Source organism: Candidatus Binataceae bacterium, assembly GCA_036495685.1.
In the GTDB taxonomy this organism is placed as follows: Bacteria; Desulfobacterota; Binatia; order Binatales; family Binataceae; genus JAFAHS01.
Map to the genome: position 1 here is coordinate 77,240 of DASXMJ010000023.1, position 22,948 is coordinate 100,187.

Annotated in this window: 20 protein-coding genes; 7 read left to right on the forward strand and 13 right to left on the reverse strand. The window is 61.1% G+C overall.

All coding sequences use genetic code 11. From position 1 onward, the window contains the following. Positions 1 to 71: 71 nt before the first annotated feature. Positions 72 to 848 (forward strand): hypothetical protein, encoded by a 777-nt coding sequence (locus tag VGI36_02610; protein ID HEY2484007.1) that lies wholly within the window; start codon positions 72 to 74, stop codon positions 846 to 848. Between the two features lie 131 nt (positions 849 to 979). On the opposite strand, the gene VGI36_02615 is transcribed toward VGI36_02610, so the two are convergent. The 3 genes from VGI36_02615 to VGI36_02625 all read right to left on the reverse strand — a co-directional run bounded on the left by VGI36_02615 (position 980) and on the right by VGI36_02625 (position 5,469). Continuing rightward, a complete protein-coding gene (locus tag VGI36_02615) occupies positions 980 to 1,771 on the reverse strand; it encodes an enoyl-CoA hydratase-related protein (protein HEY2484008.1) in 792 nt (263 codons plus the stop codon). Between the two features lie 235 nt (positions 1,772 to 2,006). Further along, positions 2,007 to 4,271: a protein kinase gene (locus VGI36_02620; protein HEY2484009.1), complete on the reverse strand. Its 2,265-nt coding sequence runs from the start codon at positions 4,269 to 4,271 to the stop codon at positions 2,007 to 2,009. A gap of 286 nt (positions 4,272 to 4,557) precedes the next feature. Then, entirely contained in the window at positions 4,558 to 5,469 is a 912-nt protein-coding gene (locus tag VGI36_02625) for a glutathione S-transferase family protein (protein HEY2484010.1), read from the reverse strand. A 114-nt stretch (positions 5,470 to 5,583) separates the two neighbouring features. Between VGI36_02625 and VGI36_02630 the strand changes: the two genes are divergently transcribed. After that, on the forward strand, positions 5,584 to 6,276 hold the full coding sequence (locus tag VGI36_02630) for a nitroreductase family protein (protein HEY2484011.1): 693 nt from the start codon (positions 5,584 to 5,586) through the stop codon (positions 6,274 to 6,276). A gap of 37 nt (positions 6,277 to 6,313) precedes the next feature. On the opposite strand, the gene VGI36_02635 is transcribed toward VGI36_02630, so the two are convergent. Next, positions 6,314 to 6,526, reverse strand: a complete 213-nt coding sequence (locus VGI36_02635; protein HEY2484012.1) for an acetyl-CoA carboxylase biotin carboxyl carrier protein subunit — start codon at positions 6,524 to 6,526, stop codon at positions 6,314 to 6,316. 148 nt (positions 6,527 to 6,674) lie between these two features. Between VGI36_02635 and VGI36_02640 the strand changes: the two genes are divergently transcribed. Further along, positions 6,675 to 8,069: an MFS transporter gene (locus tag VGI36_02640; GenBank protein ID HEY2484013.1), complete on the forward strand. Its 1,395-nt coding sequence runs from the start codon at positions 6,675 to 6,677 to the stop codon at positions 8,067 to 8,069. Between the two features lie 106 nt (positions 8,070 to 8,175). Here the strand turns inward: VGI36_02640 and VGI36_02645 are convergent, their stop codons facing one another. Next, positions 8,176 to 9,732 (reverse strand): carboxyl transferase domain-containing protein, encoded by a 1,557-nt coding sequence (locus tag VGI36_02645; protein HEY2484014.1) that lies wholly within the window; start codon positions 9,730 to 9,732, stop codon positions 8,176 to 8,178. A 181-nt stretch (positions 9,733 to 9,913) separates the two neighbouring features. On the opposite strand from VGI36_02645, the gene VGI36_02650 reads away from it, so the two are divergent. The 3 genes from VGI36_02650 (at position 9,914) to VGI36_02660 (ending at position 13,834) form a co-directional block, all read left to right on the forward strand. After that, on the forward strand, positions 9,914 to 11,269 hold the full coding sequence (locus tag VGI36_02650; protein ID HEY2484015.1) for an FAD-binding oxidoreductase: 1,356 nt from the start codon (positions 9,914 to 9,916) through the stop codon (positions 11,267 to 11,269). Positions 11,270 to 11,668: 399 nt separating this feature from the next. Next, on the forward strand, positions 11,669 to 12,403 hold the full coding sequence (locus VGI36_02655) for an SDR family oxidoreductase (protein ID HEY2484016.1): 735 nt from the start codon (positions 11,669 to 11,671) through the stop codon (positions 12,401 to 12,403). A gap of 252 nt (positions 12,404 to 12,655) precedes the next feature. Next, positions 12,656 to 13,834, forward strand: a complete 1,179-nt coding sequence (locus tag VGI36_02660) for an amidohydrolase family protein (GenBank protein HEY2484017.1) — start codon at positions 12,656 to 12,658, stop codon at positions 13,832 to 13,834. A 109-nt stretch (positions 13,835 to 13,943) separates the two neighbouring features. Here VGI36_02660 and VGI36_02665 read toward each other — a convergent pair whose 3' ends face one another. The 8 genes from VGI36_02665 to VGI36_02700 all read right to left on the reverse strand — a co-directional run bounded on the left by VGI36_02665 (position 13,944) and on the right by VGI36_02700 (position 21,746). Then, positions 13,944 to 14,945: a 2-oxoacid:ferredoxin oxidoreductase subunit beta gene (locus VGI36_02665; GenBank protein HEY2484018.1), complete on the reverse strand. Its 1,002-nt coding sequence runs from the start codon at positions 14,943 to 14,945 to the stop codon at positions 13,944 to 13,946. 6 nt (positions 14,946 to 14,951) lie between these two features. Further along, positions 14,952 to 16,853 carry a 2-oxoacid:acceptor oxidoreductase subunit alpha gene (locus tag VGI36_02670; protein ID HEY2484019.1) on the reverse strand — a complete coding sequence of 634 codons (1,902 nt, stop codon included), beginning with the start codon at positions 16,851 to 16,853 and terminating at the stop codon, positions 14,952 to 14,954. Between the two features lie 124 nt (positions 16,854 to 16,977). Then, positions 16,978 to 17,259, reverse strand: a complete 282-nt coding sequence (locus VGI36_02675) for an acylphosphatase (protein ID HEY2484020.1) — start codon at positions 17,257 to 17,259, stop codon at positions 16,978 to 16,980. Positions 17,260 to 17,262: 3 nt separating this feature from the next. Next, on the reverse strand, positions 17,263 to 19,284 hold the full coding sequence (ligA, locus tag VGI36_02680; GenBank protein HEY2484021.1) for an NAD-dependent DNA ligase LigA: 2,022 nt from the start codon (positions 19,282 to 19,284) through the stop codon (positions 17,263 to 17,265). Positions 19,285 to 19,482: 198 nt separating this feature from the next. Beyond that, positions 19,483 to 19,914 carry a GNAT family acetyltransferase gene (locus tag VGI36_02685; protein ID HEY2484022.1) on the reverse strand — a complete coding sequence of 144 codons (432 nt, stop codon included), beginning with the start codon at positions 19,912 to 19,914 and terminating at the stop codon, positions 19,483 to 19,485. A 6-nt stretch (positions 19,915 to 19,920) separates the two neighbouring features. Beyond that, positions 19,921 to 20,616 (reverse strand): MBL fold metallo-hydrolase, encoded by a 696-nt coding sequence (locus VGI36_02690; protein HEY2484023.1) that lies wholly within the window; start codon positions 20,614 to 20,616, stop codon positions 19,921 to 19,923. Positions 20,617 to 20,634: 18 nt separating this feature from the next. Further along, positions 20,635 to 21,306, reverse strand: coding sequence for a cob(I)yrinic acid a,c-diamide adenosyltransferase (locus VGI36_02695; GenBank protein HEY2484024.1), 672 nt, complete (start codon positions 21,304 to 21,306; stop codon positions 20,635 to 20,637). Beyond that, a complete protein-coding gene (locus VGI36_02700) occupies positions 21,306 to 21,746 on the reverse strand; it encodes a rhodanese-like domain-containing protein (GenBank protein ID HEY2484025.1) in 441 nt (146 codons plus the stop codon). The genes VGI36_02695 and VGI36_02700 overlap by 1 nt, the downstream gene beginning before the upstream one ends. Before the next feature lie 128 nt (positions 21,747 to 21,874). On the opposite strand from VGI36_02700, the gene VGI36_02705 reads away from it, so the two are divergent. Next, entirely contained in the window at positions 21,875 to 22,939 is a 1,065-nt protein-coding gene (locus VGI36_02705) for an IS110 family transposase (GenBank protein ID HEY2484026.1), read from the forward strand. The last annotated feature ends 9 nt before the right edge of the window (positions 22,940 to 22,948 follow it).

A 22,948-nucleotide genomic window follows, 5' to 3' on the forward strand; every position in this document is an offset into this window, starting at 1 on the left:
CCCGCAAGGGGAACCAAATGGTGACCCGCACCTGCGTTTCGGTCTAGTCTGGCTCTGGAGCTCCACAGAAATTGCGCATCACCTGCATCGAGCGCGTACTAATCGCGACCCCTTCCATCGCGGAGTCTCGCCGGCAATGGGCACGCGCTGGCTTTGCCATCGCGCCGAATGAAACTGAGCTCGGGAGAGTCCGCTTCGTGGGACTGGCTGCGGGAGCGATCGAGATCGACTTGTGCGAGCCTGCCGGTGTCAACGCTACCCCGCTAGCGGCCGCGGTCGGCGAGGCGGCCTCGCGTGGGGGCGGAATCATCGGATGGACCTGGGGAGTTGCTCGGGGCGAGCGGCATTCGAACATGCCCATCCAGCTGCCCGGAGTGGAAGCGCGTGCACTTCCGCAGGAGCTCAGCGGCGTCTTTACCGCCGCGCTCGAAGTCACTGCCGATCAGAGCGCGCGTTGCCAGAGGCACCGCGAGACCTTCGGAAGCAATCCGAACACGGTGGAATTTCTTGAGCACATCGTGGTGATGGCGCCAGCGCTCGACGACGCGATCGCGACCCACGAAGCCCTCGGAATTCCTTGCAAGCGCATCCGTGAGGTCGGCGGCGGCACGCGCCAGGCGTTCTTCAAACTCGAGCGGACCGTCATCGAGGTCGTAGGGCCAACTCGTGATCGCACTGGATGCTGGGGGCTCGCGTTCATGTGCAGTGACATCGCACGGGCGGTCGCGGTGGTGCGGGAAAACGGGCTTGCGGCTACCGAACCAAAACCGGCCGTCCAGGGCGGCCTGATTGCCCGCATCGTCGATCCGATCGAGGGCGTGTCCATCGCCTTCATGCAGGCGCCGTGACTTCGAACGGAACGTGCTTCTGAATCCGCGGCATCCGGTTCCACCGCTTTTGCCGACCCCCTGACGGCAGAGCTTTTGCGCCGCCCTCAGCGATGAATGAGAAGAGAATTCTGGGGACTTCGAACGGGATCTCAATTCCCCTTGAAGTCGGGCGCGCGCCGCTCCAGGAAAGACTGCAACCCTTCCTTGAAATCATTCGATCGAAACAGGATCAGCAGTTGGGTCAAGACGTGATGGGTATGCGACTCGAAGTCTTCGCTTAGGCCGTGGCGGAACAGCCGCTTCATCGCCCTGATCCCGAGCGGGGCGTTCGCCGCTATCTTTTCTGCCCAGCGCATCGATTCCGCCATCAGGTCGTCGTGCGTGACGATCTGGTTTACCAGCCCCAATTCGACCGCACGCTGCGGGGTAATGTCGTCAGCAATGAAACCGATCTCGCACGCCCGTGCCCATCCCACCAGCCGTGGCAAATACCAGGTGCCGCCACTCTCCGGCACGATGCCGCGCTTGGCGAATGCCGGCGCGAGTTTCGCGCGATCGCTCATCAGGCGCAGGTCGCAACCGAGCGCCAAATCGAACCCGTAACCGGCCGCCGGACCGTTAATCGCGCAGATGACCGGAGTGTCGATGCGATGAAGCGTCACGGTCGGAATTTCCAGCGTGCTCAGATGTGAGACCCCGCCACTACCGAGCGTGCCGCCGATACCGCTACCGGCAGCAGTGTCTTTGAGATCCAGCCCGGAACAGAATCCGCGGCCCTCGCCAGTCAGAACAATCGCGCGCACGTCGCTATCGCGGTCGTACTCAGTCAGCCTCAGACCCAGCGCGGTAAGCATCTCCACGCTGATCGCATTCATTCGATCGGGACGATTCAGTCTAAGGACCGCGACATGTCCCTTTTTTTCGGCAATTAAATCACTCATCGAGATCTCCTCAACGCACCGGTCCCTACCATATCCACCTCAGACCCAACAACGTTTTCGATTCCTTGATCGTATTCGGCGGCACGCCTCCCACTCGCGTTCTTCCCGCGGGTGCCGCGCGGCGTGTGGAGAACACGTACGTCTGGGCCATCTGAACCGGCGAAGTCCGATGCCCGAATCTCCAGCGTGACGTCGTCACGGCGGCCCACTCAAAAGCGCAGAGTAGCCATAAAAACTACGGCTCCGAGTAAGCCGCTTTGTACTGCTCGTGCAGTTTCTCTTGGGCGGCCGCAGCCTCATCCGCGGTATTATAAGGGCCGATTCGCACCGCATACTGCGTCTCTCCGTTTATAGTTCTGGTTTTCTCGCACGCTTTGTACCCGAGCCCCGCGATGCGCCCGACCATCGCGTCCGCTTCGCTCTTCTCGCTTACCGCACTCACCTCAATGTTGTAGCGGTGAGGCGTCGGCACGCATTGTGATGGAGCTGGGCCAGTGGATGGCGCGCTTTCAGTCGCGGACTCCTCATCCCCGGAAGCAGCCTCCGAGGAAATGATCGTCGTTTTCGATCGCGGGAGCGATGGCGCCGGCTCATTGCGTCTTTCAGTCGATGCCATTTTCCCATGTTTTGGCGTGTTCGGTTTCACCACCATTGGCGGTGCAGGTTCGGCTGGGCCTCTGGATTCGGGCATGCTCTCGGGCGGCCGCGGCGGAATCGCCTTGCTCGCCTGGACCGGCGCCACGGTTGGCTGCGTCGCATTTTCTTCTCGGTAACGCTTCCAGCGGTCAATTCCGGAGGAAAGCGCGAGCAGCAACACAACGACCAAGCCTATCCGCAATCTCCCACGGCGGCGACACAGACCCCGCGTGCTACGGCGACCATCGTCACGGGGTGAAGGCTCGCGAGCTTCGCCGAAAACGAATTGCTCCCGCTCGAGACCTCGCTCTCTCCCACGAGCTTCAGGCGCGGCCCGGGGAATCGGAGGGGGCTCACGCCGGGGACCCGTCGCGGTGTCGGACGGCAACTCGATAACTTTACTGGGCTGCTCAGAAGCCGCCGCCCACAGCACCGCGAAAACGCGATGCGAACCGCTAAGTCCCTTGAGGTTCAGATCCCGACCACCATCAAAGCGAATATCGCCGGCGCTCTCGGTCATCGCCTTGAAGGTCGCCGACACTAGGATCTGTGCACCGCTGGCGGCGGCGCCGATTCGCGCCGCCAGGACCACCGTTTTTCCGAAAAAGTCACCCGCCTCGCGGATCGCCTCGCCGGTGTTGAGACCGATGCGCACCCGCAGGGGTGCCTCGGGATGCTGCTTCGAGTACGTTGCCAGCCATCGCTGGATCTCCACCGCGCACAGCAACGCGCGGCGCGCACTCGAAAACGCAACCATGAAACCATCACCCATGGTTTTAACTTCGTAGCCGCCCTCCTTGGCGACCTGCTCGCGAACCGCACGATTGTGGATTTGAAAGACCTCCTGCGCGCGCAGATCGCCGAGCTTCTCGATGATCAGGGTGGAGTTCTCGATGTCCGAAAACATGATGCTCACGGTTCCATCAGGAGCCGCGTGGCCGCTCAGATTCGGCCGCTCCACCATCACGGTCGATGCCATCTGGTCCATCGCCCCACGCGAGGAGCCGGCGATGGTGTGCAGCGTCTCTCGGACCATCGCTGCACTCAGGGGCCGCTCCGCCGGGGTCTTCGCGAGCAGTTTCAGCACCAGAGCATCAAGCGCCGGCGAGATGCCCGGAGCATGCTTTGAGGGCACTTCCGGTACCGCGTTGACGTGCTGCGAGATAATGGCCATCAGATCGTCGCCGATGAACGGCGGACGACCGGTGAGCAATTCGTAGATCAGCGCGCCCAGTGAATAGAGATCGCTTCGCGGCTCGAGCGCGCGCCCCACCGCCTGCTCAGGCGACATATAGGCAGCCGTCCCGACCATCATCCCATGCGACGTAATGCGCGATTGATCGGGTGCAATCGCAAGGCCGAAATCACCGAGCAGCGGCGTACCGTCGCCGGAAAGAAACACATTGGCGGGCTTGATGTCGCGATGGACGATGCCGAGCGAATGCGCATATTCAACTCCAAGACACAGCTGTTCGGCGATTCGAATGGTATCGGTGACCGGCAAACGATGACCGGGTGCGTGGCGCAGCAAATCGCTGAGCGAACCCCCAGGCACATATTGGCTGACGATGTAGGGGCGGCCCTGCTCCGCTTCGCCGATGTCGTAGATGCCGACGATATGCGGGTGGTCGCCGAGGCGGCCCATCGCGCGTGCCTCGCGCAGAACTCGCGCGCGGCCCGCGTCGTCCAGCCCCTCGACCCGAAACAAGGCAACCGCCACATCGCGATCCAAGGTCTCGTCGTGGGCGAGGTAGACGACCTTGCTGCCGCCCTCGCCCAGGATCCGACGCACGCGATAGCGCCCGCCGGCGATCGACTCCACCTGGGGCTGGGCCGCGGCGGAGGGTGGGCCCGCGGTACCCACCCCAGAGCCTAACGACGAATTGGAGCGCGCGGAAAGCGACTTACCGCATCTACCGCAGAACTTCTCATCGGCGCGGTTGCTGGCGCCGCATACGGAGCAGGCAACTTCGAGCGCCGCCCCGCATTGGCCACAGAAACTACGCCCCTCGGCGTTAGCGCTGCCACAGGACCCACACAGCACCCGCCTATTGTAACCAGACGCTTCGCCGAGGACACACGGGTGTACAGCAAATTCCTGCCGCCTAGGGAGCTGCGATCGATCCCGGCGAAATCCGCGAAATTGGCTGCTACGCGGATGCGATCCGGAAGCCCAGCTTCGGAAAGTGGTTCACAATCTTGCCTAGCTGCGAATCTTCGCGTTCAATCGCAATCTCGTAAGCCGAACTCGCCACCACCATCCCCGTCACCGGATCGAAGCCGTAGTCTTCCGGTGTCACCGAGACCCGCGCCCCGGGCTTGAGCTCGTTGGGATCGCCGCTGTCCGCGGATTGTTTCGTCCCCGGGGTGCTCTCTTTCGCGATCTTGAGTGCCTCGTCCGCGTCCATCGGATTAACGTCGCCGTATCCCATCGCGTCGATTCGTTCAAACCACCTCATGAGGCTCGCACACTTCTGCGCCATCGCGAATGCACCCGGCTCGGCCCGCAGGAACCACACGCAATGGAAGCATGCGGCATCTGCGAGACTGAACGACGAGCCGAGGATGAAGGGCTGGTCGGCGAGCGTGCGATCCAGGTTGTCGAGGTAGGCGCGCACATAGTTGCGCGCATCGGGGGCAAGCAACGTGAGCTCTTCGAAATTGGCGCCGCGCATCATCTTGGAGCGGTCGTCGAGAAACTCCTTACCGATCAGCGGCGCCAGCTTCTCAAAGATCACCGGGGTGGTGGAAAAGAAGAATCGTCGATCGGCGAACAGGTTGATCATGAGACACGCCGCCTGCGTCCCGTGCGGATAGCTGGTCGGCTCCGGGAACAGTTCGTCGATTTTGCGGATGATAATCCCGGTGTCGCACCACACGTCGGCGCCGATTTGGAGCACCGGAATGCGCCGATAGCCACCGGTCAACGGAATCAGCTTGGGCTTGGGCATGATGACCGGCTGCTCGACCGATCGCCAGCTTACTTTCTTATGCGCAAAAATCTTCCGGATCTTTTCGGAAAACGGCGAGCTCGCATACTGATGAAGAATTATCTCGGGCACTGGGTCGCTCCTGACCTCGGCGCGGGATGGCAGCGCCAAGTCCGAGAGAGTTAACCACAACCGCGCCGGGACACAAAGTCACAATATTTGGCTTCGCATCTTTGTGCCCGGGTGGTGGCTCTGCCTGAAAAACTGATAGCTTGCCCACCCATGTACGAGAATCCCGAATTCGACCTCTATGAAGCAATTTACACCACGCGCTCCATGCGCCGGCTCAAGCCCGATCCGGTCCCACCCGCCCTCATCGTTAAAGTCATCGAGGCCGCGACCATGGGTCCAAGCGGCGGCAATCGCCAGCCCTGGAAATTCGTGGTCGTGCGGGATGCTGATACCAAGACGTTCGTGGGCGAACGCTACCTGCGGGCGTGGAAGATGTATTTCACCGGCAAAGCGCGGGCGCTCGCCGAGAATGATCCGCAAAGTCCGCAGGGCCGCATCCTGCGTTCGGCCAACTATCTTGCCGAGCATATCGCCGAAGTCCCGGTCATGATCTTCTGCTGCGTAAAGCGCTACATCGACGCGGGCCGGGTCGGACAGCCCATGGTCAACGCGATCTTTCCCGCGATCCAGAATCTCTGCCTGGCGGCGCGCGGCTATGGCCTGGGCACGTCGATTACCGGACTGCACACGCGATTCGGCGAGGAGGTGAATGCGAGGCTCGGCGTCCCAAGCGAATACGTGAACGTCGCCCTGATTCCGCTGGGCTATCCCAAGGGAAGGTGGGACCGTCCCGCCCGCAAAGCGGCTCTGGAAGTGACTTTCTGGGAGAAATGGGGCAAAGCCAGCAGCTCGATTCCGCCCGAATAACCCAGCCGGACGCCGGGTTGCCGGTTAGAGCTCTTTTTCAGTTTTCGATCACCACCAGCACGACGTTGCGCTGAACCTGATCGCCGGCCTTGACCCGCACTTCCCGGATCCGCCCCGCAACAGTCGCCTTGATGGGAATTTCCACCTTCATCGACTCGATGACCATGATTTCCTCGCCGCGCGCGACCTGCGCGCCCGTCTCCACGTTCACTCGCAGTACTTTGCCAACCGCAGGGCTTTTCAAATCCATTGGTTCTGCGATTCCTTTCCCACCGCCCGCTAACGCCTCTTAGCAACCATGACCCTCGGCGCGCCAACGCTGCGCACCGAGGTTGTACCTTGAGTTTGCGCGCTGCGCAGATGTACTAAGAAGGCATAGGGCGGGCTTTTGGGGACCGGTGGGTCCGAATATAAAAGTCGGCTATGGGGTGATGGCTTTGGCGATGAACGGCCGGATGAGTGGATTTGTCGCTGCTCGTACGCTCAATATTTACCCGCGCGGCGCATATCGCTGGCGCCTCCTGCTCCTGACCGTGCTCGCCTCGATCCTGGGAGCGTACGAATTCCAGCTGGCACCCCTGCTCTCCCTGCTGCTTCCGGACATTCACATGAGCACCATCGCCTACGGGTGGTTCATAACCTTCGCGGTAATGACCTCCGCTATCTCGGCGTTTTATGGCGGACCGCTCGCCGATCGCTATGGACGAGTGCTGATCATCGATCTCTGCCTCGGTGCGGTGACCGTCCTCGTGTTCCTAAACCTTTTCATGTACAACGCCGTCTCCTTCGTAATCATTCGCACCCTGATGAGCGTCGTCGGGGGCCTGATGGCCGGCGCCGGCGCGGCTCTAATCCGTGACATGTCGCCGCGACTCAGCCGCGCGCTGGCGTTCGGCCTGCTGACTATTGGCCCGGTCGGGGCAAACTTTCTCTCCAATTTCATCGCGGGCCATACGCTGCCAATCTTCCACACCTGGCAATCGCAGATCTGGATCACCGGCTTTCTCGGAATTGCGATGTATCTTCCGATCCTGCTCGGCCTAAAGGACCTGAGTCCTGACTTACGGGTCCAGATTTTCCGCAGCGAGGTGGCCGCGATGCAGGCCGAGGGTCGCGCCCCGGCGGCGTCCGAGCTGCCCTCAAGCACGCGCGACGCGTTCGGGCGGTTGCTCAAGCATTTTGAAGTCTGGTTGCTGGTGGTAGGGGTGGTCGCCAATCTGACACTCTATTTCACGATTCAACCCTTCGGACCGCTGATGTTCACCCAGGCTTTTCACTACACCCCCGCTGCGGCCGCGAGCATGAATGCCCACTTCTGGCTGGCAAACCTGGCGGCGCTGGTGGTGACCGGGTTCATTTCGGATCGTCTTCAGACCCGAAAACCCATCGCCATCTTCGGGGGACTCCTGTCTTGTGCCCTCCTGGTGTGGTGGATTCCCACCTTCGGCCATACCCTGCCCCGCTTCACGATGGCCATTGTCGCAACCACGCTTGGATGCTTCCTTGCCATAGGCTACGTGCCGTGGGCAGCCCAGTTCTCTGAAACGCTCGAAGACGTGTCGCCCGCGCTTCAGGCAACCGGATGGGCGTTCTTCGGTATGATGGCTCGCGGATGGGCCGCTATCGCCGCACCGCTCACCCTATATGTGGCCGCCCACTATGGCTGGGCATCGTGGATCAAGGTGTCGCTTGGCGGAATGGTACTGTACCTGATCGCGATGGTGCTGACGCGACCGCATGGCGCCGCTCAACACGCGGTCGCCCGTCCCTCCACCAAAGCCGCGCAGGCCTGAGGGCAGCAGAACTCCGCCGCACCCAGAAACGAAGGTAGAAGCGCGCCGAACAATTGCCCTCCACGGGTCTCGGTCCGGGAGCGGCAGAGATTGGCGATGGCCCCGGCTAGGGGCGCATTGTCCGCGTCCTTGGACCCAGCTGGGTGGGGACTATCTCGTAGGCCTGATGGACCCAGTCCACGAGCAACGGGCGGGTATCGCGTGGATCGATAATCTCTTCGATTCCAAATGAGTCCGCAGTCCGAATCGGTGAACGAATCGCATTGAATTTTTCTTCCAGTTCGCGCCGGAGTTTTTCGGGATCGCTCGCAGCTGCCAGATCGCGTTTGTAGGCCGCCTCGATTCCACCCTCAATCGGCAGCGAGCCCCAGTCCGCGGATGGCCATGCGTATCGCAGGTTTAGCCCAGTCGTAATGCCGTGACCGGCACCCGCCACCCCAAAGGCGCGGCGCACCATGATCGCGACTTTGGGCGTGATGGTCTGGAACATCGCGTAAAGCGCGCGCACGCCGCGACGGATGGTTCCGGAACTTTCCGCTTCGCGGCCGATCAGAAAGCCCGGTTGATCGACGAAATTGACGATCGGCAGATGGAACGTGTCGCAGAGGTCGAGGAACTTCGCCATCTTGTCCGATGCGGGTCCATCCAGCGAACCACCGATCGCGTAGGGATCGTTCGCCATCACCGCCACACCGTAACCATCGAGCCGCGCGAACCCGGTTATCAACGATGGGCCGAAAAACGGCGTCATTTCGAAAAAGGAATCGCGATCCATGACCAGCTCAAGGATTCGCCGTGCATCGTAGCCGTGGCGGCGGTTGCGCGGAATCAGCGAAATCAGTTCCTCCTCCCGGCGATGGGGGTCGTCACTCGGTGTGACGCGCGGCGGCATTTGCCACACGCTTTGCGGCAGATAAGAGAGGAAGCGTCGGATCTGCTCGAAGGCCTCCTCTTCGCTCTCGGCTTCGTTGTCGACTGCGCCGCTCGTATGCGCATGGATCTCCGAACCGCCGAGTTCCTCCTTGGTCAGGTCCTCGCCCACGCCCCATTTGACGACGGGTGGTCCCGCCACGAAGAGCTGACTGGTACCTTTGACCATTACCGCAAAATGCGTCGCTGCAACCCGCGCCGCGCCGATTCCCGCGACCGAGCCCATGCAACCCGCGACCACCGGCACCTCGCCCATCAGCTGCACGAGAACGTCGAAATCCGGATTTGCAGGCACGTAGGTACGTCGCGTGGTTTCAAAGGTCTTCACGCTGCCGCCGCCCCCGGTCCCGTCGACCAGCCGGATGATCGGGATGTGCAGTTCGTGCGCGAGCAGCTCCGCATAGCTGTGCTTGTTGCCAATCGAGGCATCGGCGGCGCCGCCGCGTACCGTGAAGTCGTCGCCACCCACCGCGACCCGTCGGCCGTTAATGCGGCCAGTCCCACCCACGAAGTTCGCGGGCCGGAACTCGACCAGCTTGTCGCCGTCGTATTTCGTCATTCCGGCAATCGCGCCGTATTCGTGGAACGAACCTTTGTCGAGCAGCCGATCGAGACGTTCGCGCACCGTCAGCTTACCGCCATCGTGCTGGCGCTTGATATTCTCGACGCCGCCCATCTGCTTGGCTAACTGCTCGCGGCGGCGAATTTCATCGATCTCGGGCTGCCAGGACATACTCGTCTCCCTCCGCAATCCTCCGATCCTAGCGCCTTTGCCCTCTCGCTGTCAGGGAGAGGACCCGAGGAGAGTCCAGCCGCAAGCGCGGCTCTTTCGCCCGCGCTTCAGCAGGGCGCGGCGAGTTTCCCGTCGCGGGAGAGGTAATCGATCTGTTACCTTCTACGCCGTGACCACTCCGATGCCGCCCGCGAAGCGCGCCGCCCTTACCGGATGGGGCCGCTACCCGAGTGCCGCGAGTGATATTTTCCGACCCGAAAAACTCGCCGAGCTTGCGGCGATCGTCAGCAGCAATGCGACTTCTCTCATCGCGCGTGGAGCGGGTCGCGCCTACGGCGATGCGGCCCTGAATCACGACCAACGGGTCGTTGATGTACAGCGGCTCAACCGCATGCTGGCATTCGACCCCGACAGTGGGTTGCTCCGATGTGAGGCCGGCGTAACGCTCGCGGCAATAATCGAGGTCTTCCTGCGACGCGGTTTTTTCCCGCCGGTGGTTCCGGGAACCCAGTTTGTCACGCTGGGCGGTTCGGTCGCCGCCGATATCCACGGCAAGAGCCACCACCGCGATTCGTCTCTGGCCACCCACGTCACCTGTATCGAGCTGATGCTCGCATCGGGCGAAGTGAAACGCTGCTCGCGCGAGGAAAATCCTGACCTTTTCTGGGCGACGGTGGGAGGAATGGGGCTCACGGGCGTCATCCTCGAGGTCGAGCTGCGCCTGCGTCGCGTGGAGAGCGCGTGGTTCGATGGCGAAATCGCGATAGCGGCCAACCTCGACGAAGCCATCGAGACCTTCGAGCGCACCGAACGACAATATGGATACTCTGTCGCCTGGATCGATTGCGCCGGGACGCGCGGCTCACTAGGCCGCTCGGTCATCAACCTTGGCAACGTCGCCTCTCGCGAGGCGCTCGCTCCTCCGCTCCGCCAGCAGCCGCTTCGGATTCCGTCCCGATTCGCTCCCACGGTGCCCTTCAATCTGCCCAACTTCACGTTGAGCTCGCTCGGCATCAAGACCTTCAACGCCGCGATCTATGCGATGAACCGCAAAGGCCCGCGCCTGTTCGACTACCAGAGCTTTTTTTTTCCGCTCGATTTCATCCGCCACTGGAACCGCATCTACGGCCAGCGCGGGTTCGTTCAGTACCAGTGCGTATGGCCAGCCAACGAAAGCCGCGAGGGCCTGATCGAGATGCTCGAAGCGATCAGCAAATGGGGCGGCGGGTCCTTCCTGACGGTACTCAAGAAATTCGGCCCCCAGGACGGGATGCTTTCCTTTCCGATGCCCGGCTACACACTCGCGTTGGATTTTCCGGTGAGCAAAGGGCTGATGGAATTTCTCGACCGACTGGATGCCATGGTCCTCAAGCGCGCCGGCCGCGTGTACCTGGCCAAAGATGCGCGCCTCAAACCGGAGATGTTCAGTGCAATGTATCCAAACCTCGCGCGGTGGCAACAAGTCAAACGCGCGGCCGATCCCAACAACCGGTTCTCGTCAAACCTCGCGCGCAGGGTCGGCCTGCTGCCATCGTAGTTCGATGAATGTGCGACCCAACCCGGTCCCCAGGCGGGAAGCGGGATCCGTAGGCAATGCAGTCACGATCAGTGCCGCGATTTTCTCGGCGGCGTCGATTTCACTCGCACTTCGAACCACGCCGCACGCCAGATCCCTCCGGCGGCCCGGATGCGAAACGACTTTCTCCCCGATGGGGAAACGGTCGCGCCCCACCTACGGGACCGGAGAGACAACGATTCAGAGACCTCGGGGCTCCCTTTCCAAAGCAAGACGGCGCCAGAACATCACGCATCGATGCACGGGCACGGATGCCCCCGCCGCAATCTTTTTGGCGGCAATGCGGTCTTGGAGGCCAGCGCACTCACCAGCGGAGCGCGAGGACTTTCGCCTGCCCACACGGACGAACCGAACGGTGCGATGTCTAAGATCCTGATCCTCGGCGCGACCAGCCCTATCGCGCGCGCTCTCGCGATGCGCTTCGCGGCGGAGGGCAATTCGGTTTTTCTCGCAGCCCGCGACCGGGTAGAGGCCGAGCGATTGGCCGCCGATATCACCATCCGAACCGGGGCAGCAGCGATTCCGGGGGTTTTCGACGCGGCCGAATTGTACTTTCATGCGACGTTCTTTGAAAAGACCCTAGCAGCATTGGGCGGCCTCGATGGTGTTATCCTCTGCTTCGGCACTCTGGGCGACGAAACGACAGCGCAGACCAGCCCCGACGAAGCGGTCGCAACCGTGAACCAGAATTTCACCGGCGCCGTGAGCCTGTTGACACTCGCCGCCCGCCACCTGGAGCAGCAGCGCAGCGGCTTCATCGTCGTGATCGGCTCGGTCGCGGGCGAGCGCGGGCGCGCAAAGAACTACGTATACGGCTCCGCCAAAGGCGCCCTGGCGATATTCGCCCAGGGCCTGCGGGCACGGATGGCGCGCGCCGGGGTGCAGGTTCTGACAGTCAAGCTCGGCACTGTCGACACTCGCATGACCTGGGGTCGCGACAGTCGGCTCGTAATGGCTCCAGAAGCCGCCGCTGACAAGATCATCGCCGCCTGGCGCCGCAAGGCCGAGGTGGTCTACGTGCCATGGTTGTGGCGGCCGATTATGGGAGTAGTCAGGATGATCCCCGAGCGCATCTTCAAGCGCACAACTTTTTAGCAATTTTCTGTTGGCTTTTCTTGAACAGGTCTGGGGGAACCGAATTCACACACAAGATGCAAAATTCCGGTCCCCTGAAACGCAAATGCACTTCACGGAGTGCTGCCGGCAACACCGATGGCAGGACCCTTGCTCGCAGAACAGATCGCTGCCGGGCGCTTGGACTCGCGCTAGCATTTTGTCCGATCCGCCGGCTGCACTATAAAAAGTATATGGGCGGATCTTATCGCCCCAACCACGAGGAATCATTTTATGGCTGGAGAGCCGGGACAACTTCGCAAGCTCAAATACCAAGGGGCCGTCGATGCCGATGGACACGTTCTCGAAGACGCCGCCCTCTGGGACCGGTATATCGAGGCAAAGTACAAGCCGGGTGCTGTACGAATCCGCCAAGACGATCGCGGCGAAGAGCACCTTGAAATTGGCGGCAAGTTCTCCAAGATTTTCTATGGCCCGCGGCTGGCGGGATTGAGCGGCATGGGCTCCACGCGCGAGCAGCCGTGGCAGAATCTTCGCGGCTACGGCGTGAACGCTCCGTTCGGCGCAATGGATCCCAAGGAGCGCCTGACCCGAATCGAGAAGGAAGGTCTCAGGGCCGCATTCATCTATCCTACCCTGAGCCTGCTCTATGAAACCGAGTGCGAGGACATCGAACTCGCCCAGGCACTAACGCGCGCCTACAACCGATGGATTGTGGACTTCTGCAAGGACAGCGGTGGCAAGCTAATTCCGATCGCGCATTTGTCGCTGGGCGATCCCGAGGCCGCCGCTCGCGAACTCGAACGTGCCGTGAAAGACGGCTGCAAGGGCGGATGGGTGGCGCCATTCGTAATGACGCGCAAGCCGCATGCGCATCCCGATCACGACGCGCTGTTCGCCAGGGCCCAGGAACTTGGCGTGCCGCTGGGAATCCATCCGACTATTGAACCGAACTGGGCTCAACCCGGCAGATACGACTGGAAGTATCTGCGCGGGCAGTTCTACTTCCTGAATGTCACCGCCGGTGACGGCATCCGCCACGCTTTCACCTCGTTCTTCCAGTACGGAACCCTCGACAAATTTCCGCAATTGAAACTGGTTCTGCTGGAGGCGGGCGCTGGGTGGATCGCGTACTGGCTCGACCGGCTCGACGCGGTCTACGCGAGCGGAATCGGCCGCACGGTGCCGCTGAAGGAAAAGCCCAGCGTCTATTTCAAACGGCAATGCTGGATTTCAGCCGATCCGGACGAGTCGGCGTTACCCGCGATGGTTGACTTGGTCGGCGCCGAGCGCTTTTTCTGGGCATCCGATTTTCCGCATCCCGATCACGTCGGCGATTACATCGAGGAAGTTGAAGAACTGGGTGGCAAGCTGAAACCCGGCGACCGCGAAAAGGTGCTGGGGACCAACGTGATGCAAGCCTACGGCTGCCATGACCTAGGCGCCCTCTAAAGCGACGCGGCGCAAGGTTTCTCGGCGCACAGATTTTACCGGCCCGGAACCAAACGGCCCCCGAGGAAACCCTCGGGGGCCGTTCATTTTCCGCTATTGAGCCCGCCCGTCAGCTAACTGACCAGGTATCGCCCTTCAGCATCAGCTTCGCGAGGCTACCGGCACCCTGCTTGGCCTGCGACTCCTCGAGTTGCTGATTCATCGCCGCGTCATAGGTCGGACGTGACACCGCGTAGAAAACCCCCACCGGGGTGGGCATCGGCGGCTCGAAGTTGCCCAGCATGAACGCGAGCGACAAATTGCTCTCGTCGTGCACGACCAGGTCTTTTTCGCTCGCGCCGTTCGTCCCGAGCACCACGACTTCCGGGCGCATGCCGTTCATCCTGATGCCTTTATCGCGGTTCTTGCCGAAGATAAGAGGCTTACCGTGTTCGAGCACCAGCTGATGCTCAGCCTTGATGCCCTTATCGCTCACGTCGTTGAATGCGCCATCGTTGAAGATGTTGCAGTTCTGCAGAATCTCAAGGAACGAAGCGCCGCGGTGTTGGTGCGCGCGCTTGAGCATCTCGCCCAGGTGCTTTTGTTCGACGTCGATCGCACGCGCCACAAAGGTCGCATGCGTCCCGAGCGCAACCGTAATGGGATTGAACGGAAAATCCACCGACCCGGCAGGCGTCGACTTGGTAACCTTGCCGACCTCTGAAGTCGGCGAATACTGGCCCTTGGTCAATCCGTAGATCTTGTTGTTGAAGAGCAGAATCTTCAGGTCAACGTTGCGGCGCAGCACGTGAATCAGGTGATTGCCCCCGATGGATAGCCCGTCGCCATCCCCGGTCACCACCCACACGTCGAGGTCCGGCCGCGTTACCTTGAGTCCGGTCGCGATCGCTGGCGCACGGCCATGAATGGTGTGGAAGCCATAGGTGTTCATGTAGTAGGGGAAGCGGCTCGAGCATCCGATACCGGAGATGAACACGACCTTGTGCGGCTCGATGCCAAATTCCGGCATCGTCTTCTGCACCTGCGCGAGAATCGCATAGTCGCCGCATCCCGGGCACCAGCGCACCTCCTGGTCAGAAACAAAATCTTTGCGGTTAAGCGCGGTAGCCATTTCTACTCAGCCCTCCAATGCCCGCTGGATACGGGTTACGAGTTCGCTCACCTTGAAGGGACGCCCCTGGATTTTGTTGAAGCCAAAGGCGTCGATTAGATAGTCGGCGCGAATCATTTTAAGTAGTTGCCCCATATTCATCTCGGCAACCATCACCTGCTTGAACTTGCGCAGCCGCTCCGCGAGGTCCTTCGGGAGCGGATTCAGATAGCGCAGATGGATATGGGAAACCTTACGGCCCTTCTCGCGCACCTGCTTGACTGCCTCGCGAATCGGACCGAACGTCGAACCCCATCCGAGCACCACCAGGTCACCGCCGTCCGGGTCGCCGAACACCTGGGTCGGCGGAATTTCCTGCGCAATGCCGGCGACCTTGCGCGCACGAATGCGAATCATCAGCTCGTGATTGGCGGGCGAGTAGCTGATGTTGCCGGTGAGGTTTTCTCCCGTAATGCCGCCCAGGCGGTGCTCCAAGCCGGGAGTGCCCGGAATCGCCCAGGGGCGCGCCAACGTCTCGTCGTCGCGCGAATAGGGCAGGAATCCGTTCGGGTCCGTGCGGAACTCCACCTTGATTGGTGGTAACTGCTCGATATCGGGTAGCAGCCACGGCTCCGCACCGTTCGCGAGCTGCCCGTCGGTCATCAGGATGACCGGCGTCATATACTTGATCGCGATTCGCACCGCTTCGTAGGCGCATTCAAAGCAATCGGCGGGCGTGCAAGCTGCGATGATCGGAATCGGTGACTCGCCGTGCCGGCCGTACATCGCCATCAGCAGGTCGGCCTGTTCAGGCTTGGTCGGCATTCCGGTCGAAGGGCCCGCGCGCTGAATATCGGTAACGACCAGCGGCAACTCGACCTTCACGGCAAGGCCGATAGCCTCTTCTTTGAGATTCATGCCCGGGCCGGAGGTCGTGGTAATCCCGATCGCACCCCCGAACGCCGCGCCGATCGCCGACGATACGCCGGCAATCTCGTCTTCGGCCTGGAAAGTATAAATCGGAAAATTCTTGAGACCGGAGAGTTCGTGCAACACGTCGCTGGCCGGGGTAATCGGGTACGAACCCAGAAACAGCGGGCGTCCCGCCTTGACCGCCGCCGCGACGAACCCGAGCGCGGTGGCGGTGTTACCGGTGATATTGCGATATAGGCCCGGTTTGATCTTCGCGGCCGGGACTTCGTACGACGATGCGAACATCTCGGTCGTCTCGCCGTAGTTGAAGCCTGCCTTGAAAGTACGCAGATTTGCCTCGAGTACGTCAGGGGTCTTCTTGAAACGCGTCTCCAGGTACTGAATCGTGCTCTGGGTTGGTCGCTGATAGAGCCACGACAGCATACCGAGCACGAACATGTTGCGGCAGCGGAACACGGCGCGGTTGTTCAGGCCCATGCCATGGGTCGCCAGTGTGGTCAGCTTGGTGACGTCGACCTGGATAACCTGGAACTTGTCCAGCGAATGATCGGTCAGGGGGTTTGAGTTGTAACCGGCGCGCTTTAGGTTGGCGTCGGTAAATGCTTCGCGATCGACGATCACCACGGCGTTGGGAGGGATGTCCTCCAGGTTCGCCATCAGGGCCGCCGGATTCATCGCGACCAGTACGTTGGGCTCGTCGCCCGCGGTGAAGATCTCGTTGCTCGAAAAATTGAGCTGGAAGCCGCTGACCCCGGCCAGAGTTCCCGCCGGAGCGCGAATTTCCGCGGGAAAGTCGGGCAGTGTCGCGATGTCGTTACCGGCGAGTGCCGACTCCGCCGTAAACTGCATCCCGGTTAACTGCATCCCATCGCCCGAGTCCCCGGCAAAGCGGATGACGACCCGATCGCGCTTTAAGTGGGGTTTCTCTGCGCCAGCGGATCCCGCTTGACCCTGCGATCCGGCAGTCTGCGCGGCAGCCTCAGGTGGTACAGCCATCTCAGTCCAATCTCCTTGTCCCTCGTGTTTGGAAAGTACTCCGGTTTGACGAAGGGCTACAAACGTTCACGCACGCAGAATTAAAGTATAACTAATGTGTGGTAAGCGCGAAAGAGGCCCATTCTTATCTGATGCGAAAATCGGCAAATTGACCGCTATATTCTGACCATTCCTCGTGCACTCTGCTGACATGAGCGGCAGGCGGTCCGAGGTGTGCCCACGCCGCGAGCATCTTGAGTACATCTTCCCGCCCTTCGGCCACGATCTCAACCTCTCCTGACGGCCGGTTGCGAACCCATCCCTTTAGTCCAAGATCTTGCGCCTCGTCTCTGGCCGTGTAGCGAAAGCCTACCCCTTGGACTCGCCCGCTCACGATCATGCGAAGCTGCCTCAGGTGAGGCTCCATTCCTCAGCCCTCCCCCAACAACTCCAGCAGGCCGGCTTCGTCCAAAACGCGGACGCCCAGTTCGCGTGCTTTTTTCAGCTTGGAGCCCGGTTCCGCGCCGGCAACCAGGAAGTCGGTCTTTCGACTCACCGATCCCGTCACCCTTCCGCCAGCCGCCATGATCTTGCCCTCGGCATCTTCGCGCGACAGCGAGTTCAGGGTGCCGGTGAGAACGAAACTCTTTTCGCGGAGCGCACCCCGTCCACTGGGTTCGGCGGGAACCGCGATCTGCAGCTCCTCTTCCAGTCGCCGCACGGCTTTGAGATTGCGTGGTTCAGCGAAATATTCCCGGATGCTGCGGGCGACTTCGTCTCCGATATCACGGACCGCCGACAAATCATCTTCGCTGGCGGCGGACAGCGCCTCCAGGTTCTTGAAGCGAAGCGCGAGTTGGCGTGCGGTGTGCTCGCCGACGTGCCGGATGCCGAGGCCGTTGATGACGCGATCCAGCGTGGTCTTGCGAGATTTCTGGATCGCATCAAACACGTTCTGTGCACTCTTTTTCGCCATTCGCTCGAGCCTCGCGAGTCGGTCTGTCGTGAGTGCGTAGATGTCATCGAGTTCTCTGACCAGGCCCTGCTCGACCAGCTGCATGACCAGCTTGTCACCGAGACCCTCGATGTCGAGGCTGTTCTTGGATGCGAAATGGCGAATCGATTCGCGCATCCGCGCCGGGCAATTAGCGTTGACGCATAGATAGGCGACTTCGCCCGGTTCATGAACGATCGCAGCTCCACACACCGGGCAGTGCGACGGCATCTGAAATTCGTCGGCGCGCGGAGATCCTTGTTGGGTGACCCGAACCACGTACGGGATAACGTCGCCCGCGCGTTCGATCAGAACGGTGTCACCCGCGCGAATATCCTTGCGCCTAATCTCGTCCAGGTTGTGGAGCGAGGCGTTGGAGATGGTGACCCCGGCCAACGGCACCGGCCGCAACTTGGCGACCGGAGTAAGGGAGCCAATCCTGCCGACTTGAACCTCGATATTTTCCACCACGGTCTGGGCCTGCTGCGCCTTGAACTTGTATGCGATCGCCCAGCGCGGCGAACGCGATACCTCTCCGAGGCGCTCCTGGAGCTCGAAAGAGTTGACCTTGGCGACCACACCGTCAGCGTCGTAGGCAAGTGAATGGCGTTTCTCGGTGATCTCGTTCCAGTATTCGAGGACCGCATTTACGTTGGGACACAAGCGCGAAAGCAGGTTGATCCGAAGTCCCAGCGCTTTGATTCCCTGCAGGAATTCCCATTGCGAGGCGAAACTCGCACCTTCGATGACGCCCGCCGCGTATACAAAACTCTCCAGTGGTCGCGACGCGGTAATTTTCGGGTCGAGCTGGCGCAGCGAGCCTGCCGCCGCGTTGCGCGGATTGGCAAACACCAGCTCGCCCGCGCTTTCGCGATCCGCGTTGAGCCTGGCGAACCCGGCCTTGGGAAAAATCACCTCCCCGCGCACTTCGAGCAGTCTGGGAATCGATCCGCGTTCGGGTTTGCGCAGATGCAGTGGCACCGATCGGATGGTCCTGATATTCGGGGTTATGTCTTCACCGTTGATGCCGTCGCCGCGGGTGGATGCCACCGCGAGCGCGCCATTTTCGTAAACCAGCTCGACGCTAAGCCCGTCGAGCTTGATCTCCGCGACGTACTCGATGTCCCCCTCGGACTTGAGAAAGCGCTTGATACGTTTGTCGAACTCGACCATCTCTTCGGCGTTCATCGCGTTGGACAGCGACATCATCATTCTGCGATGCACCACCACGCCGAATTTTTCACTGGGCGCAGCGCCCACCCGCTGCGTCGGCGAATCCGGGGTGCGCAATTCCGGATACTCCCGCTCGAGGGCTTCGAGCTCGCGCATCATCGCGTCATACTCGGCGTCGGAAACCTCGGGATCGTCGAGCACGTGGTAGCGGTAGTTGTGATGATTGATCTGCTCGCGCAGCCGCTCCGCCTTGAGGTTTAGTTGCTGTAAATCGGCTTTGGACATGATAAAAAGTCCAGCCTACTTTACCTGATATCGATCATCGAGCCCGCCAGGGTTGCTCATGCGGGTACAGCGTAAAGCTCGCTGCGGCGTGACCTTGGTGGTCTGCGCGTCCACAAGCACCACCAGGATGAGAACTCGGGCGGCGGCGTGTAACGGGTACCTGAGGTCGGCAACGGACGCGCGAAGGAGTCTTCTTCTTCAATGGTGCGGCTTCTTCAGCCACCGCCCCATAACTACCCGCTGTTCGACCGCGTAGCCAAGCCGCTCGTAAAAGCCGATTACTTTCTTGTTGGTCTCGCGAATCATCAGCATCGCTTTTGGCACCCCTCGCTGAGCCAGCCACCCTTCGGCATGCGCCATGATCTCGCGTCCTGCTCCCTTCTCCTGATGCTTGGGGGCGACTGCGACATAGTAGATCCATCCACGATGACCATCGTGGCCCACCATCGCGGTCGCCACGATCTTCGACTCGCCACCAGCGACACCCACAAGCAATATCGAATTTTCGGAGCCTACGCAGAACTCGATGTCAGAAGCCGGATCGTTCCATGGACGCGTGAGCTCGCACGCCTCCCACAGCGCAACCACCTTTTCGAAATCGGCAGGGGCATACGAACGGACGGTCAGCACTTACGGCTACCTGCGTGCGTAGCCCATCGCATCCAGAAAATCGTCGAGGGTCTCGAAACGGAGATACATATTGGTCCGCTTCTGCTTGCCGATGGTCGAGCTCGACTCGTTGGAATAGGCGTGGCCGGGATACACTACCGTCGAATCATCAAGGCTTTTCAGGGTCCGGTTCAAGCTGTAGTACATCGCTTCCGGATCCGATCCCGGCAAGTCGACCCGCCCGCATGAGTTGATGAAGAGCGTATCGCCCGCGATAAGGTTTCCGGCTGCCAGGAAACACTGCGACCCCGGTGTATGCCCGGGCGTATGGAGAAACTTGACGTCGATATCCCCCACCTTGATCACGTCGCCGGCGTCCATCTTGACCAGGTCGGAGTCGGATAGTCCCGCAACTCGCTTAGTGCCCTCTGCCTCGTGCTTGTTGACGTACACTTTGGCCTTGACGCGCTTGAGCATCTCCGCAGAGCCCTCGATACTTTGCCCCATCATATGCCCGCCCAGGTGGTCCTGGTGGTAGTGAGTGATCAGAATCTTGTCGATTTCGTAGCCTTCCTTCTCCACGAAATCGCAGATCGCGTTGGTGTCCCAGGCGGGGTCGACTACCGCTACTTTATGCGAAACTGGGTCACCCAGAATGTAGACGTAGTTGGCCATCGGGCCGATCTGTGCCTGGCGCAAGTAGAGCCGTGGTTCATCCGCCATGGTGCGAGCTCTCCCCGTTCAGGATTTTGCCCTGCGGCGTGTCGCCAATTGCCGGGCCGCGGCCCTGCGCCGCGCCGCCTTGATTTCCGGAGCGTCGAGGCGCAATCCGCGATCCCACAGAAACTCGGGCTCGCCAAGCCGCTTCGCGACCCAGCGGGATTGCACGAACAGGTGGTCGCTGAGGCGGTTGACGTAAATGATGAGGTGCTCGTTGACGGGTTCCTCGCGCTTGAGGCGCCATAGCTGACGCTCCGCGCGCCGGCACACGGTGCGGGCCAGATGCAGAAATGCATTCAGTTCGCCACCGCCGGGCAAGGTGAAGGATTTGAGCGATTCGAGCTCTTCCTCCATCTTGTCCATCTCTTCCTCGAGCTTGGCTACTTCCGCCGCGCTCATCTTGTGCATCCCTTCGTATTCGCCGTCGGCGGGAGTCGCCAGTTCGCTGCCAACATCGAACAGCTCGTTCTGGATGCGTCGCAGGCACTCGAAATACCATTCGCCTTCGTTTCCGAATTTGAAGATATATTTCGGCAAGTAGGTCCTGACGATGCCGATGACGGAATTGAGCTCGTCGATCGTCCCATAGCTTTCGATACGGCCGCTTTCCTTCGCGACCCGGGCTCCCCCTACCAGAGCGGTCGTGCCCTTGTCTCCAGTGCGCGTGTAGATATGTGTGAGCCGAATCGCCATCAGAGCCCAGCTTTTTTGCGTTGCGCCTCGTAGCTGGCATCACCCAGATCGGTCGACACCGGCAGTCCGCTCTCGTGCCATCCGGCGACGACCAGGTTGCCGGATTGATCGCGCTGGCCGCCGAATCCGCCCGCCACGTTGGTCAAATCGGTGTATCCGGCTTCTTCGAGCATCTCGCACGCTCGCATCGAGCGCCCGCCTGCCTGGCAGCCTACCACCAGCTTCCGACTTTTCGGGAGAACTTTCCCGACGACCTCGACAAAGTCCGGATTCGCCTGCATCTGTCCCGGCCCCTTGATGAATACCACCGGGATGTTGATCGCACCCGCGGCGTGACCTTGGGCGAATTCGCGCTCTGTGCGAACGTCAAGGTAAACCGCGTCAGGGTTTTGCTTCAAAGCCTCGAACGCCTCAGTCGGCCGGAATTGCTTGATCGGCATTGGCCTAAATTCCTCCATAAGCTCCGCGCGACAATCCTAGCAGGTAACATGAAAGAGGGGTCGAGCTCCGTTGTAGAATGGTGAGTGGTTGACGAATTCACCATTTACGAAGAGGAGGAACGACCCCAATGTTGTACGCCGGAATAGATTACCACAAACGATACTCGCAGGTGCACGTCATCGACGAGCAGGGGCGAACCCGAGTCACGGCACGACTGGCGAACGACTTAGCCAGCCTGCGGGGGTTTTTCGGTAAGTTGGCGGAGCCGTGTCGGGCGGTGGTTGAAGCGGGCTGGAACTGGGGCGTGATGTACGACTGGCTGGACGCAATCGAGAACGTGGCCGAGGTCGAGCTGGCGCATCCATATCGAGTCCGCGCGATCGCGGCGGCCCAGGTCAAGACCGATTCGATCGATGCGCACACCCTGGCGCAGCTGCTGCGGGTCAATCTGATCCCGCGCGCCTATGTACCAGGAGTGGAGACCCGACGGCTGCGCGAGCTGGTGCGCCAACGGGTGTTCCTGGTGCGGATGCGGACGATGGTGAAGAACCGCGTCCAGGCGCTGCTCGCACGCCAGCATGTGCCGCTGCCGGCGGTGAGCGATATTTTCGGCAAGCGCGGACGGGACTACTTGAGTAAGCTTAAGCTCGAAGGCGCGACACAGGAGCTCTTGCGCCAGGATCTCGAGTTGCTCGAGACCCTCACGGAGGAAGTGCGCGCGACCGAAAAGTGGCTGCACCAAGCGACCCAGAGCGATCAGCGGGTGGGAGCATTGCGTACCATTCCGGGGCTCGGCGAACTTCTAGCGACCGTGGTGGCGTTGGAGATCGACCGGATTGAGCGCTTTGAGACTCCCGCCAAACTCGCCGCCTACGCCGGACTGGTGCCGACCACCCATTCCTCCGGCGGGCACACTTTCCACGGCAAGCTGATGCCGCAGAGCAACAAGTGGCTGCGCTGGGCGCTGGTGGAAGCGGCCTGGGTGGCGGTCAGACTCGATCCTTACTTCCGGGCGCACTTCGCCAAGCGCCGCGCGCACAAACCAGCCCAAAGCGCGATCATCGCGACCGCGCGCCGACTGCTGGAGGTGGTGTGGCATGTGCTCAAAGAAAATCGCCCCTATCAGAGCCGGCCAGTAACCGGTCCGAATCGAGCGTTAAACACTTCCTCGGCTGCCTTCGTCGCACCCTAGCCTTCGGGG